Origin of the sequence: Streptococcus parasanguinis, from assembly GCF_015556095.1 — a bacterium.
Classification (GTDB): domain Bacteria; phylum Bacillota; class Bacilli; order Lactobacillales; family Streptococcaceae; genus Streptococcus; species Streptococcus parasanguinis_Q.
The window spans coordinates 126,636-142,421 of sequence record NZ_JADNLT010000001.1 but is presented as its reverse complement, the minus strand read 5'-3'; the positions used below and the strand labels follow the sequence as shown (position 1 = coordinate 142,421).

Sequence of the window (15,786 nt, the reverse complement as noted above, 5' to 3'; positions counted from 1 at the left end):
CTTCTGATGCTTTTTATGATAAAATATGATTTATGAAGATAAATACAACCTTGGGCCTTCTGGCAGGAAAGCTTTCCGGCTCTATTCTAGAAAAAATGGGGCGGGGATCAACCCTACCAGGTAAAGTAGCCCTCAAATTTGATAAAGATATTCTCAGTCAACTGGCCAAAAACTATGAGATTGTTGTGATTACAGGAACAAATGGAAAAACCCTGACCACTGCGCTAACCGTAGGTATTCTCCAAGAAGCTTTTGGACCGATTTTAACCAATCCAAGTGGGGCCAATATGATCTCTGGGATTACAACGACCTTCTTACGGGCTAAGCATTCGAAATCAAATCGACCGATTGCGGTACTTGAAATTGACGAGGCCAGCCTCTCTCGGATTTGTGATTATATTAAGCCCAGCCTTTTTGTGGTCACCAATATTTTCCGAGATCAGATGGACCGCTATGGAGAGATCTATACGACCTACCAAATGATTTTGGATGCCATTCACAAGGTCCCAACTGCGACGGTTCTGTTAAATGGAGATAGTCCGCTCTTTAATAGTCAGACCTTATCCAATCCGATCCAATATTATGGATTTGATACAGAAAAATCAGAGCCACAACTAGCCCATTACAATACCGAAGGAATCCTGTGCCCGCATTGCCACAACATCCTCAAGTACAAGCTCAATACCTATGCTAACCTGGGAGATTATATCTGTGAACACTGTGGTTTCCACCGGCCCCCTCTGACCTATGCCGTATCGGACCTCATCTCTTTAACCCATCGATCTTCCAACTTCCGGATCCAAGGGCAAGATTACCACATCAATATCGGTGGTCTCTACAACATCTACAATGCCTTAGCAGCTGTCTCTGTTGCTGGATTCTTTGGGGTTCAACCTGAAGTGATTAAGCAAGGATTTGATCGCAGCCGCGCTGTCTTCGGTCGTCAGGAAACCTTTAAGATTGGGGATAAGGAATGTACCCTAGTCCTGATCAAAAATCCAGTTGGAGCTACTCAGGCTATTGAAATGATCAAACTAGCGCCGTATTCCTTCAGCTTGTCTGTGCTTCTCAACGCGAATTATGCAGATGGGATCGACACCAGCTGGATCTGGGATGCGGACTTTGAGCAAATCACCCAGATGGACATCCCAGAGATTAACGCCGGAGGAGTACGCCACTCTGAGATCGCTCGGCGACTCCGGGTCACTGGCTATCCTGCTGACCAGATCACTGAAATGGCTGAATTAAAAGAGGTCTTCCAACGTATCCAGCAACAGGAAACCCCTCATGCTTACATTTTAGCTACCTATACAGCCATGCTAGAATTCCGTGAACTCTTGGCCCAAGAACACCTGATTGAAAAGGAGATGCACTAATGACTTATACTTCCCTAGAATCTTCTGATCAGGCACAGTATCCCTACAGCCTGCGCATTGCCCATCTCTATGGCAACTTAATGAATACCTATGGGGACAATGGAAATATCCTCATGCTCAAGTACGTTGCGGAAAAGCTTGGAGCCCATGTCACTGTTGATATCGTCTCTCTCAAAGACCGGTTCGACCCTGATGCCTACGATATCGCCTTTTTCGGCGGCGGGCAAGACTACGAACAGACCATTGTATCCGAGGATCTACCAGATAAAAAAGAAGACCTCGAACGCTTTATTCATGACGATGGGGTAGTCCTTGCTATCTGTGGTGGCTTTCAACTTCTAGGCCAATACTACATTGAAGCTTCTGGCAAACGCATTGAGGGCCTCGGTATTATGGGCCACTATACGCTCAACCAAGTCAACAACCGCTATATCGGTGATATCAAAATCCATAACGAAGAATTTAACGAAACCTATTATGGTTTTGAGAACCACCAAGGTCGGACCTTCTTGGCTGAGGATGAAAAACCACTGGGCAAGGTCGTCTATGGAAATGGGAACAACAAAGAAGATGGATGCGAAGGGGTTCATTACAAGAACGTCTTTGGCAGCTACTTCCACGGTCCTATCTTGTCCCGAAATGCCAATTTGGCCTATCGCCTAGTGAGCACTGCTTTAAAAAATAAATATGGCAAGGACCTTTCCCTACCGGCTTATGAGGAGATTCTAAGCCTAGAGCAGCCGGAAGAGTACGCTGATGTGAAAAGCAAGGCCCCTACTGAACAATAAGGAGATAATGATGAACAAAAATAATCTACACTACATTGCTTTATTACTTTTAATTTTATTGATTGCTGGTATTTCCCTTGCAAACATGCAATCGGTTACCGTAAATTTCCTCTTGGTCCAATTTAAATTGCCCTTGATCATTCTGATCTTGCTCTGTGTCCTCTTGGGTGCATTCGTCATGACCTTGGTTAATTTTTCAAAGGGATTCTCCCTAAAAAAAGAACTCAAGAGCACTCAAAAGCAACTGGAGGAAGAAAAGAAAGAAGTTAAAGCAGAAGACAAAGATAACAACTAAAAAAGCACCGATCGGTGCTTTTTTCATGCTGATTTACCTTCATTTGATTACAGTTGCTTGGCGACTACTTGAGCTAGGAGTGAAAAGAGGATGACACCAGCTCCTATCAGGAGAAAAGATTCTACACGGACACTTGGTAACCAGGTCATCAATCCTTTAGCCACAGGCATAAAGAGAATAGCCAAGGTAAAAATGGTGCTTAAGACCCGTCCCAGATAGTCTCCTTCTACCTTTGTTTGAACCTGGGTAAAAAAGTGGATGTTAAAAATTGTCATAAAGAGTTCACAGACCAAATTTCCAGAAAAGGAAAGAAGAGGCGGAAGGGGCAAGCCCATCATGAAGACTCCTACTCCTGTTAAAATCAATAAGAAAAGTAGCATTTCCATGCTTGATTTAAATTTATTAGCAATCAAGGCTCCGATGATAGAGCCAATAGCGCCCAAGGTTAAGATGGTCGCATATGCTCCTTTGACCCCGTAAAGGCGATTCGAAAAAGGAATCAAAAACTCAAAAGCTGCAAAAAAGAAATTGACGGTGGAAGCCACCAACAAGAGAAAGAAAATCTCTTTCTGATGCCAGATATAGTCTAGTCCATCTTTCATATCCGAAAAAATATCTTTTCCCGTAAGCCGTTTCTTTTCCTGAACCTTGGCTTCTTCTTTCGGAAGGAAAGCGACCAGAACAAAGGCGATGAAAAAAGTTAGCGCATCTAGTAAGAGAGTCGCATGGAGACTGGCAAATTGTAAAACAAGGAAAGAGAACACAGGAGAACTAACACCGACCACTTGTAAGGTCAACTCCAAGCGGGCATTATAGGTCACAATCTCATCCTTTTCTACAACTTCTGTGATAATGGCTTTATTAGCCGTACGAGAGAAAGCAAAAGCAATGGCCTGGACAATATTGGCAACAATCAGGGCCGCAATCATCCAACGATCATTCCTGATAAAAGAAATGCCCAAACAAAGGAGACCACAAACCAAGTCGGTCGTCATCAAAATCTTGCGACGGGAAAAACGGTCTGAGATCACGCCTCCAAATGGATTGACTAGAATGGAGGTGACGAGTTCAGAAATCTGATAAATCCCCAACACTGTCTTTCCTACCGTCCCCATCGAAGCCAGCCAAACACTGTTCCCATAGTCATAGAGCATATTTCCCATTCTATTGATCGCCCCACGAGCAATCAACTGGATAGCATGTCGATTCATAAAAAACCTCCTTCATTTTCTGAAACTATTGTATCAGTTCATGAAAGAGGTTTTCATTTTGTCCCCTATTTGGGAAAATTAATGCTTTACAAATTTATCAAAGGATCCCTACTGTTCTTTTGATTGAAGTTGCTTAGCTACTAGCTGAGCCAAGAGTGAAAAGAGAATAACCCCAGCTCCAATCAAGAGAAATGATTTCATACGGACGCTTGGCAACCAAGTCATCAACCCTTTGGCGATGGGCATAAAGAGAACAGCCAAGGTATAAATTGTGCTCAATACTCTACCTAGATAATCATCTTCCACCTTGGTTTGTACTTGGGTAAAAACGTGGATGTCGAAAATGGTCACAAAAAATTCACAGACCAGATTTCCTGAAAAGGAAAGATAAGGCGGAAGAGGCAAGCCCATTATGAACACTCCGACCCCTGCCATGATCAGTAAAAACAGGAGAATTCTCATACTTGATTTCATTTTATTGGCAACAAGCGCTCCTAGAATAGATCCAATAGCTCCCAGCGTTAAAATAGTCGCATAAGCTCCTTTAACCCCGTATAGACGATTCGAGAAGGGAAGTAAAAACTCAAAAGCTGCAAAAAAGAAATTGACGCTAGAAGCCACCAACAAGAGAAAGAAAATCTCTTTCTGATGCCAGATATAGTCTAACCCATCCTTGATATCAGAAAAAATATCTTTCCCGGTAAACTGTTTCCTCTCTTGCACCTTAGCTTCTTCTTTCGGAAGGAAAGCCACTAGGACAAAAGCAATGAAAAAGGTCAGTGCATCTAATAAGAGGGTCATATGAAGACTGGCAAATTGTAGAACTAGGAAAGAAAAAACAGGTGAACAGACACTAACAACCTGTAAGACTAACTCCAAGTGAGCGTTATAGGTCACAATCTCTTCTTTCTCTACTACCTCGGTAATAATGGCTTTATTGGCAGGTCGAGAAAAACCAAAGGCAATGGCCTGAACAATATTGGCAAAAATAAGAGCCGCAATCATCAAGCTATCATTTGTGATAAAAGAAATCGCCAAACAAAGGAGTCCACAAACCAAGTCGGTCGTCATCAAAATCTTGCGACGAGAAAAACGGTCTGAAATCACTCCTCCAAAAGGATTCACGAGAATCCCTGTCACTAACTCAGAAATCTGATAGATCCCTAATACCGTCTTTCCTATAGTCCCCATCGAGGCCAGCCAGACACTATTCCCATAATCATAGAGCATATTTCCAATTTTGTTAATAGCTCCACGACTAATTAATTGGACCGCATGTCGGTTCATAAAATCTCCTTTATCACTGTCCTATTTAGGAACATTCATTTTTTACAAATTTATCAAAGTGTTCTTGATAATAGGCCACCTGCTCTGGCAGTCCCAGCACATCAAAAATGTGCATGGCTTCCCTCATTTGCTGCCGCCCTTCTTCTGTTTGCCCCTTCTGATAGAGGGCAAATCCTTTGAGATAATGAAAGACATTGCGTTCGTAGAGCTTGATGCTCTTGCCGATAATCTTTTCTACATAGGCTTCAAAATAGCTGGCGTTTTCAAAAGAACGATGTTCTAAACAATGTTGGTAGCAATTCAGGGCTAGAATCAAGACCAGTTTGCGATGGCGACCAATTTCTTTGTAGAAATCTTCACGCTCCATCACTTCTCTCCCAAGCCGTGTGACATAGTCCACCTCATAAAAGCTGTATAGATTGCCAAAGAGGATCAATTCATACATGGTCCACTCTTCCGTTTGAAAGAGGTAATCCGCCACCTTATCCAGATCACGCTGCTTCATGGTGTAGCTGGCATCTCTCTGGCAAATCAGCCCTTGTAGCAGGATCCAGTTCAGCTCAAAATAGAGAGGATTGGTCGAACTCTTGGCTTTTTCAAGTTGTTCTCTTTGAAGCTTTTTAAAACCTGCAATATCATTTGAGTAGTAAAGCGGAATAATCTGAGCCATTATGGCGACATGCTCATGGTGTTGAAAATTTCTGGCCTTATCCATAAAATTCTCAATCGTCACATGGATATTGTCCAAAATGTCAAAGAAGCGCGAAGCAGCTAGATCCGACTCCCCTAATTCAAAACGGGATAATTGGGAGGTCGAGCAAGCTTCTCCTGCAGCTTCTTTTAACGAATAATTCTTACTGATTCGAAATTCACGAAAAACTTTTCCAAGATTGTCCATCTATTCCACCTGCTCTGACAGTTCTGCCCACTCTTCCATAACCGCTTCCTGCTGGACAGTTAGTTGATCCAGCTCGCTCTGGAGTTGAACCAAGTCAGCTGCATCATTGGTGCTATGCATGGTTTCGGTGATGTCTTGGATTTTTTGATCCAACTCTTCCATCTCTGCTTCCAATTGCTCAATGCGACGAGTAATTTTCCGGAGTTCCTTTTGGTTTTGCTTCTGCAAGTGATAATCATTGCTGGTGACTTCTTCGGTCGAAGAAACAGGCACAGCTTCTGCTTGTGCTGCAGCTAGGGCTTCTAACTCAGCTTTTTTCTCCAAATAATAATCGTAGTCTCCTAGGTAAAGGGTTGAGCCTTCTTCTGAGAGTTCCAAAACTTGAGTAGCCACCCGATTGATAAAGTAACGGTCGTGGCTGACAAAGAGCAAGGTCCCATCAAAATCAATCAAGGCATTTTCCAGCACTTCCTTGCTATCGATGTCCAAGTGGTTGGTCGGCTCGTCGAGAATCAAGAAATTGTTATTCTCCATGGACAGCTTGGCTAGAAGCAAGCGGGCCCGCTCTCCACCTGACAGCATGCCGACGGTTTTCTTAACATCATCCCCAGAGAAAAGAAAGGCTCCTAGGCGATTGCGAATTTCTACTTCTGGTGTCAGTTTAAAGTCATTCCAGAGCTCATCCAAGACACTGTTGTGAGGGGTTAGTTTACTTTGGGTCTGGTCATAGTAGCCCACCTCGACATTGGCCCCAAAACGAGCTTCCCCCTTGATAAAAGGAATCTGTCCGACGATAGACTTGATAAGAGTAGATTTCCCGATCCCATTTGGTCCCACAATAGCGACTGCATTCATCTTGCGGATGTCCAGATTGATAGGCTCTGACAGGATTTGATCGTCATAGCCGACGGCTGCCTCTTCTACTGTCAGGACGACATTTCCCGAGGTCTTATCGGCATGGAAGGTCATATGGGCAGACTTGGTCCCAGCTTCCGGCTTGTCTAGACGCTCCATTTTTTCTAACTGCTTGCGCCGAGACTGAGCCCGCTTGGTAGTCGACGCCCGCACCAAATTGCGATTAACAAAGTCTTCCAGCGCCGCGATTTCTTTTTGTTGTTTCTCGTAGTTCTTGGCTTCGGTCAGCAATTTTTGCTCTTTTTGCTCCACAAAACTGGAGTAATTACCGACATAGCGATCTAAAGAATGCTTGGTCAAGTCCAGTGTAATGGTTGCGACCTTATCTAGGAAATACCGGTCGTGGCTGACAATGAGAAGGGCCCCACTATAATTGACCAGATAGTTTTCCAACCAGGCGATGGTCTCAATATCCAAGTGGTTGGTCGGCTCGTCCAGTACCAGGAGATTTGGTTTTTCTAAGAGCATCTTGGCCAGAGCTAGACGGGTATTTTGCCCTCCAGACAGCTCTTCAATCTTCATCTGCCACATAGACTCATCGAACTTAAAGCCGTTGAGAATGGCGCGGATATCTGCTTCATAGGTGAAGCCACCAGCCTGACGGAATTCTTCCGATAGACGGTCATAGTCCTGCATGAGTTTTTCTAAGTCAGCCCCAGTTTTTTCCCCCATCGCAAGCTCCATCTGCCGCAAAGTTTTCTCCGTTTTACGGAGGTCGTCAAAGACATGGAGCATCTCATCGTAGATAGTATTGGACGACTCAAAGCGACTATCCTGGGCTAAATAAGAGAGAGAAAGATCCCGCTTTTTATTGATTTCTCCTGAAGTTGGTTCTTCTTCTCCCACCAAGATTTTTAAGAGGGTAGACTTACCGGCTCCGTTCTTTCCGACCAGGGCAATCCGGTCCCGTTCATCCACTTGCAGGCTGATATTATCAAAAAGAACCTCCCCTGCAAAAGAGCGTTCAATTTTGTTGGCTTGTAAAATAATCATGTCCCTATTTTACTATCTTTTTACGGATTAAACAAGAAAAGACGAGCCATCAAAAAAATCCTGAGCCCCTTGAGGCTCAGAACTTTTAGAAAGTATTTTAAAACTTATTCTTCCTTATACAATTGTCGAACTGCTTCCACATCTGTATCCTGAATACTGTAGAAGGAACCAGCCGGTTGCATGACCGATTCTCCATCAGTGTGGTCCAGCCCTATCGCATGGCCTAGCTCATGCTCAGCTGTATTGACAATTCGATCATAACTATAGTTATAGACATAATTTAAAAGATAATGGCGATTGAGACGCACTGTGATGTGGGTGAACCGGTTGGTTAAAAGGTTAGTCTGAGAGGCAGTCTCTCCTGCAGCAGAAACCGATGCGTTATCCATTTCCGTCAAGACCACATTAGCCTCTTTTTCATTTGTAACCAATTTGAAGGTAAAGGCGCCTGTTTGGTTCCAAGCCTCAATAGCATCCCGATAAGCTTTTACAAAAGTTTGACTGATATTGGGATCCAGGTAGACCGTGGCCTCCGCTTTTTCCCAGCGAGCACCGCTATGCTCATGATTGTCCGTCTGCGTGGTCTGTGAGCTAGGTGTCATCCCGAAGCGCGATGCAAAACCCTGATCACCAAACAAATTCCCGACTTGATAGACAACCTTTTGGGCAGCTCGTCCAAACCCATCCATACCAGAACTAGGAGAATCTGTGAAATAGATGATCCCCTCTAGAACGAGAAAACTGATGGCAATGGTCCAGAAAAATCCCCAAAAAAGACTCCAAGCCATACGAAGGATTCCTCTGAAAAATCGAAAAATGGTTCTCATACATTCTCCTTTCTCTTAAAGAAGGTATGCAATTGTAACACCCCATTCTTAAAAATAACTTAAATAACTACGCTTTCCAGCTTATTGATGAACGGTTACTTTTCCTGTCTGGTAATCCAGGCTAATCCCACTTTGAACATTGGGAACAAAGACATTGAACTCAAGGGTCCCATCACTCGATTTAGCTTCGATCTGAGAACCTAATGGAATCAGATCTTCTGGATGGTTGTAGATCAAGGTCACCCGATAGCGGATCCGCTTGTTCTTATCCAGTGCTTTTCGGACCAGGGTCTCATAATAGTTTTGACCAGTGGAATGAGGATCATTGGCTTGATTGGACCAAGCCGTTTGCACAGCGATGTTTTTGGGATTACTAGTCGAAGCATCAAAAACTTTGAGATTGCCGATCAAGGCGTAGCCCAATAGATGGCCCCGATCCACAGCATGGTCATACTCACCGGATAGATTGTGGACCTGATGCCAACCTGCTGGTTTCCAATCGGTTAGGCCACTACCTGTTGCATCTCGATCTCTGTACTGGCGAGTCGCTTTGGTCATGATGGCATTGGCAACCGTAGGCACAGTCTTTCCATTGACTTCTTTTGTCTTGTTATCCGCATAGGGTTGACTAGCCACACTGGCATCCAGATCTGTTCGATTTCCCTTAACTACAAAGGCTCCAGCACCATTCCATTCCAAGTCATTTCCTAATTGTGAACGAGCAGATTTCGTTAATACAGAGCTAGCTAACTCTTTACTAGGTGTTTCTTGTTGGCTACTCGTCACCACCGAAACAACCTGATCTGTCGCTTCTTTTACCGTCGGTTGATTGAAATAATAGCCCCCAATAGCTAGGGCCGTTGCCACCACAAAACCTGCTAGGGTTTGTTTGGTTCGTTTGCTTACTGTTTGTTTTGCCATACATCTCTCCAAAAAAGAGCAGCGCTAGATGGGTCACTGACTCGATTCGCTGCTCTCCTTTTTACTCAATTTTAGTTAAAAGCTTATTTGCCTGTTAGTTTTCCAATGATCTCTGACCAAGTGTCCGGAGAGAGAATGGACCATGGATTTTTTCCATCTCCAATCACTCCATAACCAATGACCAAACCAACTGCAAAAATGATGATTCCAATCACAGCCAACAGGAGGACAATTCCTAGCTGTTTTCCAACATAGCGAAGATTAGTTTTCATCGTCTTCTTCCTCTACACGTTTCACGTCTGCACCTAGTGCCACTAATTTCTCATGGAATTGATAATAACCACGATCTAAGTGACTTAATTTGCTGACTTTCGTCTCTCCTTCTGCTACCAAGCCCATCAAGACCAAGGTTGCACTTGCTCGTAAATCTGTCGACATGACCTCTGCACCTTGGAAGCTTTCCCCTCCAACGATACGAGCTGTATCACGCATAATATCCGAGTGAACGCCCATCCGACGCATTTCTTCCAAATGCTGGAAGCGATTCTCAAAGACCGTTTCAATCATGGTAGACTCACCTTTAGCCATGGCCATCAAGGCTGTGAATTGAGCCTGCATATCGGTTGGGAATCCTGGGTAGGGAAGAGTTTTAACGGTCACTGGACGGAGCTTACTGATATCCGACTGAATCCGAATGCCATTTTCTTCTTCGGTTACCGTTACACCCATCTCCTGCATCTTAGATAGAAGTGGACGGTTGTGTTCCCAAATGGCATCTTCGATCAAGACATCTCCACCAGTCATGGCTGCCCCAATCATAAAGGTTCCGGCCTCGATGCGGTCTTGCACAACATTGTGGTTTGCCCCATGCAAGCTCTCCACACCAACAATGGTCAAGGTCTCAGTTCCTGCCCCCTTAACATTAGCCCCCATTTTATTCAGCAAGAGAGCTAGGTCAACAATTTCAGGTTCCCGAGCTGCATTTTCAATCACCGTGACTCCATCTGCCAAGGTTGCCGCCATCATAATATTTTGTGTCGCCCCTACTGATGGGAAGTCCATATAGATGTGTGCACCCTTGAGACGATCTGCTTTTGCTTCAATATAGCCGGCTGTTTGGGTAATTTCAGCTCCCATAGCTTCCAGACCTTTGAGATGAAGGTCAATCGGACGACTCCCGATCGTACAGCCTCCAGGCATGGAAACTTTGGCATGGCCATTGCGTGCCAAGACAGGACCTAGGACAACGATAGAAGCCCGCATCTTGCTCACATACTTATAAGGTGCTTCCTCTGATAATTTTGCTTGCGCATCTACGACAACCGTATTGTCTTCTTCATTGAAGGTTACTTGTGCATTCAACCCACGAACAACATTGTTCATTGTAAAGACATCTGATAAAACAGGTACATTTTTCAAGGTTGTCACGCCCTCGCTTGCTAGAACTGTTGCAGCAAGAAGAGGAAGGACAGCATTTTTTGCTCCTTCGATTTTGACGGTTCCAACCAGTCGATTATGACCACCATTAACGATTATTTTTTCCATACGGGATTGTTCTCCAATTTCTTAAAGTCACGCTTTCTATCATACCATATTTTTTATAAAATGTGGCTAGAATTGGCCAATAAAAATCTGCCGACTCATCTCATAGACACTGATAAAAAATGAGCTGGCTAGATAGCCTATTCCAACACTGATCATCAAGATCAAAAAACGGATTTTAACCGCATTTTCAGCACTTACTTTTAAAAACTTTTCCCATTGAACCAGGTTCATCAATAGGTAATAGGCAAAAAAGATAAACAATAGATGGCTTGAAAGATTAAAAATCATTTGAATCATACAGCTATTATACCATATTTGGTCCGTACTTTCTTCTTTTGATTCTCTCCCAACAAAAATAAGGTGAGGACAAAACCTCCACCTTATTTTGAATATCTTATAAACGATTTCCGACATTAATCCGGTTAATGGCGCGTTGAAGAGCAATTTTAGCACGACGTTCCATATCAACCGAATGCTGATCTTTGGCTTCTTCAATCGCTTTTTCAGCTCGCAGTTTGGCACGTTCTGCACGACTAATGTCGATATCTCGAGCACGTTCGGCAGAATCGGCAACAATGGTAATGACATTATCAGCTACTTCGATAATCCCACCATTGACTGCAATCCAATCAATATGTTTGTCATCGTCGACACGACGAACCTTTACTTGGTCTACAGCCAAAACCGCAATGGTATTGATATGATGAGGTAAAATCCCTAATTCACCATCAATTGTCTTGACAGATACAAATGCGGCATGATGATCATAAACCAGTCCATCCGGTGTAACGATTTGGACGTTCATTTGACTCATCTTTCACCTCTTCTTAGAATCCCATTTTTTCAGCTTTGGCGATCACATCTTCGATCGATCCAACACCACGGAAGGCATCTTCAGGAAGATGGTCATATTTCCCATCCAAAATTTCTTTAAAGCCACGAACAGTTTCTCCAACTGGGACATAAGAACCAGGTTGACCTGTAAATTGTTCCGCAACGTTGAAGTTTTGTGACAAGAAGAATTGGATCCGGCGAGCACGAGCAACCAAGGTCTTTTCTTCGTCAGACAATTCATCCATCCCCAAGATAGCAATAATATCTTGCAATTCATGGTAACGTTGAAGGACGCGTTTGACTTCAGAAGCGACTGCATAGTGTTCTTCTCCTACGATTTCTGGAGAAAGGGCACGTGAGCTTGATGCCAATGGATCCACCGCAGGGTAGATCCCCAATTGTACCAATTTACGTTCCAAATTGGTAGTTGAATCCAAGTGGGCAAAAGCGGTTGCTGGCGCTGGGTCTGTATAGTCATCGGCTGGCACATAGATGGCTTGGATGGATGTAACAGAACCTTTCTTCGTTGACGTAATCCGTTCTTGCAATTGACCCATTTCAGTTGCCAAAGTAGGTTGGTAACCAACGGCTGATGGCATCCGTCCCAAAAGGGCTGATACTTCAGATCCGGCTTGGGTGAAACGGAAGATATTGTCGATAAACAAGAGAACGTCCTGACCTTCGACATCACGGAAGTATTCCGCAATGGTCAAACCAGTCAAAGCAACACGCATCCGTGCTCCAGGTGGCTCATTCATTTGTCCAAAGACCATGGCTGTTTTTTCAATAACGCCAGATTCTTTCATTTCCCAGTAAAGGTCATTCCCTTCACGTGTCCGTTCCCCAACACCGGTAAATACAGAAATACCACCGTGTTCTTGGGCAATATTATGGATTAATTCTTGAATCAAGACAGTCTTCCCAACTCCGGCACCACCGAAGAGTCCGACCTTCCCACCTTTCAAATAAGGGGCTAAGAGGTCAATGACCTTGATCCCTGTTTCAAGAATTTCTTCTGAAGTAGAGAGCTCGTCAAAGGATGGAGCTTTTTTGTGGATGGAGTCACGAGGAGCATCCTCAGCAAAAGGTTGATCCAAGTCAATGGTATCTCCAAGAACATTGAAGACACGTCCCAAGGTTTCTTTTCCGACAGGAACAGAGATTGGACGACCTGTGTCCAAGACTTCCATTCCACGGGTTAAACCATCGGTTGATTCCATGGCGATGGTCCGTACGACCCCATCACCAAGTTCCAAAGCTACTTCAAGAACGACTTTTGATTTTTGTTGGTCATTTTTATAGACTACAAGCGCATTATTGATCTCAGGAAGTTTATCTCCAACGGAAAAGGCAACGTCTACGACGGGACCTACGACCTGAGAAATTTTGCCTAAACTCATGTCATTCTCCTATTCTAAGTAATTTCTACTGCTCAAAAGTTCTCTTTCAAGCATCTGTTTTTGTATTTAAAATTGTATCCGACAACTATTCAAGGGCGCTAGCACCCGCAACGATTTCGGTAATTTCTTGTGTAATCGCTGCTTGACGAGCACGGTTGTATTGAATCGTTAATTCATCAATGACTTTCTTGGCATTGTCTGTTGCAGTTTGCATGGCCATCATCCCAGCAGCATTTTCAGCTGTTTTAGCATCAATAATGGCACCATATATCATGCTTTCAGCAAATTGAGGAAGCAATTGATCCAAAATGGCATCTCGACTAGATTCCAATTCTAGATTCAATACATAGTCCTCATCCGCTTCATTGGGGTCCAAATCAATAATTGGAAGCATTTGTTCCACCCGCATTTGACTCGTCAAACTGTTGACGTGGTGGTTGTAACAGACGTACAACTCATCAAACAAGCCTTCCTGATACATTTGGACTGTTTTCGAAATGATCTTGCGAACTTCCTTAAAGCTAGGCTGATCAGGCAAACCACGCAATTCATAAACCGGCTGAATCCCACGGGCACGGAAGAAATCCGCACCGACGCTTCCAATACAGATCACTTCAAAGTCATCTCCAGTTGGATGGTATTCTGCCTTCATTTCCATCATGGTTTTAAGGATGGAGGCATTGTAACCTCCAACCAAACCACGATCGGATGTAATCACGATATAAGCTGTCTTTTTTACCGGGCGACTCACCAACATCGGATGGGACTTGGTATTTTCTGTTTCATGTCCATGGAGCAAGTCTGTTAAGAGCTTACGAACCTTAGCAGCATAAACCTGAAAATCCTTGGCTGCCTGCTCAGATTTACCAAGTTTGGCAGCGGACACCATCTGCATGGCATTGGTAATTTGACTGGTATTTTTAGTGGATGCAATTTTATTTTTTATATCATTTAATGAAACTGCCATCTTCCACTCCTATTTCTATTTGAAATTTGACTGGTTGACAAATTCTGTAAGGGCTGCATCCAGTTCTTCTTCTGCTGGAAGATCATGTGTCGAACGAATCGTCTCAAAGATTTGGTTATAATGTGCTTCAAAGTAATCAAACAACTCTTCTTGGAAACGAAGAATATCGTCTACTGGAACACTATCTAAGAAACCATGAGTCAAGGCATACAAGATCACGACTTGTTTTTCAACTGTCAATGGTTCATGAACAGGTTGTTTCAAGACTTCAACTGTTCGGCGACCACGGTTCAATTTCGCTTGAGTCGCAGCATCCAAGTCACTACCAAATTTCGTGAAGGCTTCCAATTCACGGTAGGAAGCGAGGTCGATACGAAGAGTACCCGCAACTTTCTTCATAGCCTTGATTTGGGCAGCTCCCCCTACACGGGATACAGAAGAACCTGCATCAATGGCCGGACGAATACCAGCATTGAACAAACTATCTTGCAAGAAGATTTGTCCGTCTGTGATCGAAATCACGTTGGTTGCGATATAAGCAGAAATATCTCCTGCTTGGGTTTCAATGATTGGAAGAGCTGTAATAGAGCCACCACCCAATTCATCTGAAACTTTAGCTGAACGTTCCAACAAACGGCTGTGGAGATAGAAGACATCCCCTGGGAAGGCTTCACGTCCTGGTGGACGACGAAGAAGAAGGGACAATTCACGATAGGCTACGGCTTGTTTTGACAAATCATCATAGACGATCAAAACGTGTTTACCGTTATACATGAACTCTTCTGCCATGGCAACCCCGGCATAAGGTGCCAAGTAGAGCAATGGAGATGGTTGAGAAGCCGAAGCGGTTACCACAATCGTATAATCCATGGCTCCGTATTTACGAAGAGTTTCTACTTGCGTACGAACTGTTGATTCTTTTTGACCAATCGCCACATAGATACAGATCATGTCTTGACCCTTTTGGTTCAAGATGGTATCGATGGCAATCGAAGTTTTCCCTGTTTGACGGTCCCCGATAATCAATTCCCGTTGACCACGTCCGATTGGAACAAGGGCATCAATGGCTTTCAAACCAGTTTGTAGGGGTTCTGAGACAGATTTCCGTTGCATAACACCAGGAGCTGGTGTTTCGACTGGACGGAATTTATCTGTCACAATCTCACCCAAACCATCTACTGGTTGGCCAAGTGGGTTAACAACCCGACCAATCAAGGCATCCCCTGCAGGGACTTCCATGATTTTACCTGTACGACGGACAGAGTCTCCTTCACGAATATCCGTGAAATCACCTAAGATGATGATCCCGACATCCGTTGTTTCTAAGTTTTGGGCCATCCCGTATGAGCCATTTTCAAAGATCAACAACTCACCACTCATGGCATTTTCAAGACCATGAGCACGGGCAATCCCGTCACCAATGTAGGTTACAACACCTGTCTCAGTGACGTCAAAGTTTGGCTTGAAATTTTCAATTTGTTGCTTAATTAAAGCGCTGATTTCTTGTGCGTTAATCGCCAAAATTCACA

The 15,786-nt window shown here is 43.9% G+C and carries 16 protein-coding genes; 3 read left to right on the top strand and 13 right to left on the bottom strand.

The genetic code is table 11. The annotated features are described in order from the left end of the window. Positions 1-32 precede the first annotated feature (32 nt). The 3 genes from murT to I2E70_RS00625 are packed head-to-tail and all read left to right on the top strand — an operon-like array spanning position 33 to position 2,459. Entirely contained in the window at positions 33-1,376 is a 1,344-nt protein-coding gene (gene murT / locus I2E70_RS00635) for a lipid II isoglutaminyl synthase subunit MurT (RefSeq protein WP_195422933.1), read from the top strand. Further along, positions 1,376-2,164: a lipid II isoglutaminyl synthase subunit GatD gene (gatD, locus tag I2E70_RS00630; RefSeq protein ID WP_045759263.1), complete on the top strand. Its 789-nt coding sequence runs from the start codon at positions 1,376-1,378 to the stop codon at positions 2,162-2,164. Before murT ends, gatD begins: the two co-directional genes overlap by 1 nt. A gap of 10 nt (positions 2,165-2,174) precedes the next feature. Beyond that, positions 2,175-2,459: a lipopolysaccharide assembly protein LapA domain-containing protein gene (locus I2E70_RS00625; RefSeq protein ID WP_195423383.1), complete on the top strand. Its 285-nt coding sequence runs from the start codon at positions 2,175-2,177 to the stop codon at positions 2,457-2,459. Positions 2,460-2,506: 47 nt separating this feature from the next. On the opposite strand, the gene I2E70_RS00620 is transcribed toward I2E70_RS00625, so the two are convergent. The 13 genes from I2E70_RS00620 to atpA all read right to left on the bottom strand — a co-directional run bounded on the left by I2E70_RS00620 (position 2,507) and on the right by atpA (position 15,778). Then, complete coding sequence (locus I2E70_RS00620; RefSeq protein ID WP_195422931.1) at positions 2,507-3,670, bottom strand: MFS transporter; 1,164 nt, start codon at positions 3,668-3,670, stop codon at positions 2,507-2,509. 108 nt (positions 3,671-3,778) lie between these two features. Continuing rightward, positions 3,779-4,957, bottom strand: a complete 1,179-nt coding sequence (locus I2E70_RS00615; protein ID WP_195422929.1) for an MFS transporter — start codon at positions 4,955-4,957, stop codon at positions 3,779-3,781. Between the two features lie 25 nt (positions 4,958-4,982). Next, positions 4,983-5,855, bottom strand: coding sequence for an XRE/MutR family transcriptional regulator (locus I2E70_RS00610; protein WP_195422927.1), 873 nt, complete (start codon positions 5,853-5,855; stop codon positions 4,983-4,985). Then, entirely contained in the window at positions 5,856-7,763 is a 1,908-nt protein-coding gene (locus I2E70_RS00605; protein WP_070450495.1) for an ABC-F family ATP-binding cassette domain-containing protein, read from the bottom strand. It lies immediately after the preceding gene. Between the two features lie 104 nt (positions 7,764-7,867). Then, positions 7,868-8,590 (bottom strand): M57 family metalloprotease, encoded by a 723-nt coding sequence (locus I2E70_RS00600; protein WP_195422925.1) that lies wholly within the window; start codon positions 8,588-8,590, stop codon positions 7,868-7,870. An 81-nt stretch (positions 8,591-8,671) separates the two neighbouring features. After that, a complete protein-coding gene (locus tag I2E70_RS00595; protein ID WP_195422923.1) occupies positions 8,672-9,511 on the bottom strand; it encodes a DNA/RNA non-specific endonuclease in 840 nt (279 codons plus the stop codon). A gap of 83 nt (positions 9,512-9,594) precedes the next feature. Next, the gene (locus I2E70_RS00590) at positions 9,595-9,783 is read right to left on the bottom strand and encodes a DNA-directed RNA polymerase subunit beta (RefSeq protein ID WP_003006464.1); all 189 of its coding nucleotides are present in this window, start codon (positions 9,781-9,783) and stop codon (positions 9,595-9,597) included. Next, a complete protein-coding gene (gene murA / locus I2E70_RS00585; protein WP_049474821.1) occupies positions 9,773-11,056 on the bottom strand; it encodes a UDP-N-acetylglucosamine 1-carboxyvinyltransferase in 1,284 nt (427 codons plus the stop codon). The genes I2E70_RS00590 and murA overlap by 11 nt, the downstream gene beginning before the upstream one ends. Before the next feature lie 66 nt (positions 11,057-11,122). Next, a complete protein-coding gene (locus tag I2E70_RS00580; RefSeq protein ID WP_003006458.1) occupies positions 11,123-11,353 on the bottom strand; it encodes a DUF1146 family protein in 231 nt (76 codons plus the stop codon). A gap of 97 nt (positions 11,354-11,450) precedes the next feature. Beyond that, complete coding sequence (locus I2E70_RS00575) at positions 11,451-11,870, bottom strand: F0F1 ATP synthase subunit epsilon (protein WP_003002471.1); 420 nt, start codon at positions 11,868-11,870, stop codon at positions 11,451-11,453. A gap of 13 nt (positions 11,871-11,883) precedes the next feature. Continuing rightward, on the bottom strand, positions 11,884-13,290 hold the full coding sequence (gene atpD, locus I2E70_RS00570; protein ID WP_003006453.1) for a F0F1 ATP synthase subunit beta: 1,407 nt from the start codon (positions 13,288-13,290) through the stop codon (positions 11,884-11,886). Between the two features lie 85 nt (positions 13,291-13,375). Then, entirely contained in the window at positions 13,376-14,257 is an 882-nt protein-coding gene (locus tag I2E70_RS00565) for a F0F1 ATP synthase subunit gamma (RefSeq protein ID WP_013903320.1), read from the bottom strand. Positions 14,258-14,272: 15 nt separating this feature from the next. Beyond that, on the bottom strand, positions 14,273-15,778 hold the full coding sequence (atpA, locus tag I2E70_RS00560) for a F0F1 ATP synthase subunit alpha (RefSeq protein ID WP_003006447.1): 1,506 nt from the start codon (positions 15,776-15,778) through the stop codon (positions 14,273-14,275). Between the last annotated feature and the right edge of the window lie 8 nt (positions 15,779-15,786).

Bases quoted from the DNA above. Each gene is read 5' to 3' on its own strand.
- I2E70_RS00590 (WP_003006464.1), bottom strand. From the start codon at position 9,783: ATGAAAACTAATCTTCGCTATGTTGGAAAACAGCTAGGAATTGTCCTC.
- atpD (WP_003006453.1), bottom strand. From the start codon at position 13,290: ATGAGTTTAGGCAAAATTTCTCAGGTCGTAGGTCCCGTCGTAGACGTT.
- I2E70_RS00595 (WP_195422923.1), bottom strand. From the start codon at position 9,511: ATGGCAAAACAAACAGTAAGCAAACGAACCAAACAAACCCTAGCAGGT.
- I2E70_RS00580 (WP_003006458.1), bottom strand. From the start codon at position 11,353: ATGATTCAAATGATTTTTAATCTTTCAAGCCATCTATTGTTTATCTTT.
- I2E70_RS00620 (WP_195422931.1), bottom strand. From the start codon at position 3,670: ATGAATCGACATGCTATCCAGTTGATTGCTCGTGGGGCGATCAATAGA.
- I2E70_RS00605 (WP_070450495.1), bottom strand. From the start codon at position 7,763: ATGATTATTTTACAAGCCAACAAAATTGAACGCTCTTTTGCAGGGGAG.
- I2E70_RS00625 (WP_195423383.1), top strand. From the start codon at position 2,175: ATGAACAAAAATAATCTACACTACATTGCTTTATTACTTTTAATTTTA.
- I2E70_RS00575 (WP_003002471.1), bottom strand. From the start codon at position 11,870: ATGAGTCAAATGAACGTCCAAATCGTTACACCGGATGGACTGGTTTAT.
- I2E70_RS00615 (WP_195422929.1), bottom strand. From the start codon at position 4,957: ATGAACCGACATGCGGTCCAATTAATTAGTCGTGGAGCTATTAACAAA.
- gatD (WP_045759263.1), top strand. From the start codon at position 1,376: ATGACTTATACTTCCCTAGAATCTTCTGATCAGGCACAGTATCCCTAC.
- murA (WP_049474821.1), bottom strand. From the start codon at position 11,056: ATGGAAAAAATAATCGTTAATGGTGGTCATAATCGACTGGTTGGAACC.
- murT (WP_195422933.1), top strand. From the start codon at position 33: ATGAAGATAAATACAACCTTGGGCCTTCTGGCAGGAAAGCTTTCCGGC.
- I2E70_RS00600 (WP_195422925.1), bottom strand. From the start codon at position 8,590: ATGAGAACCATTTTTCGATTTTTCAGAGGAATCCTTCGTATGGCTTGG.
- I2E70_RS00565 (WP_013903320.1), bottom strand. From the start codon at position 14,257: ATGGCAGTTTCATTAAATGATATAAAAAATAAAATTGCATCCACTAAA.
- I2E70_RS00610 (WP_195422927.1), bottom strand. From the start codon at position 5,855: ATGGACAATCTTGGAAAAGTTTTTCGTGAATTTCGAATCAGTAAGAAT.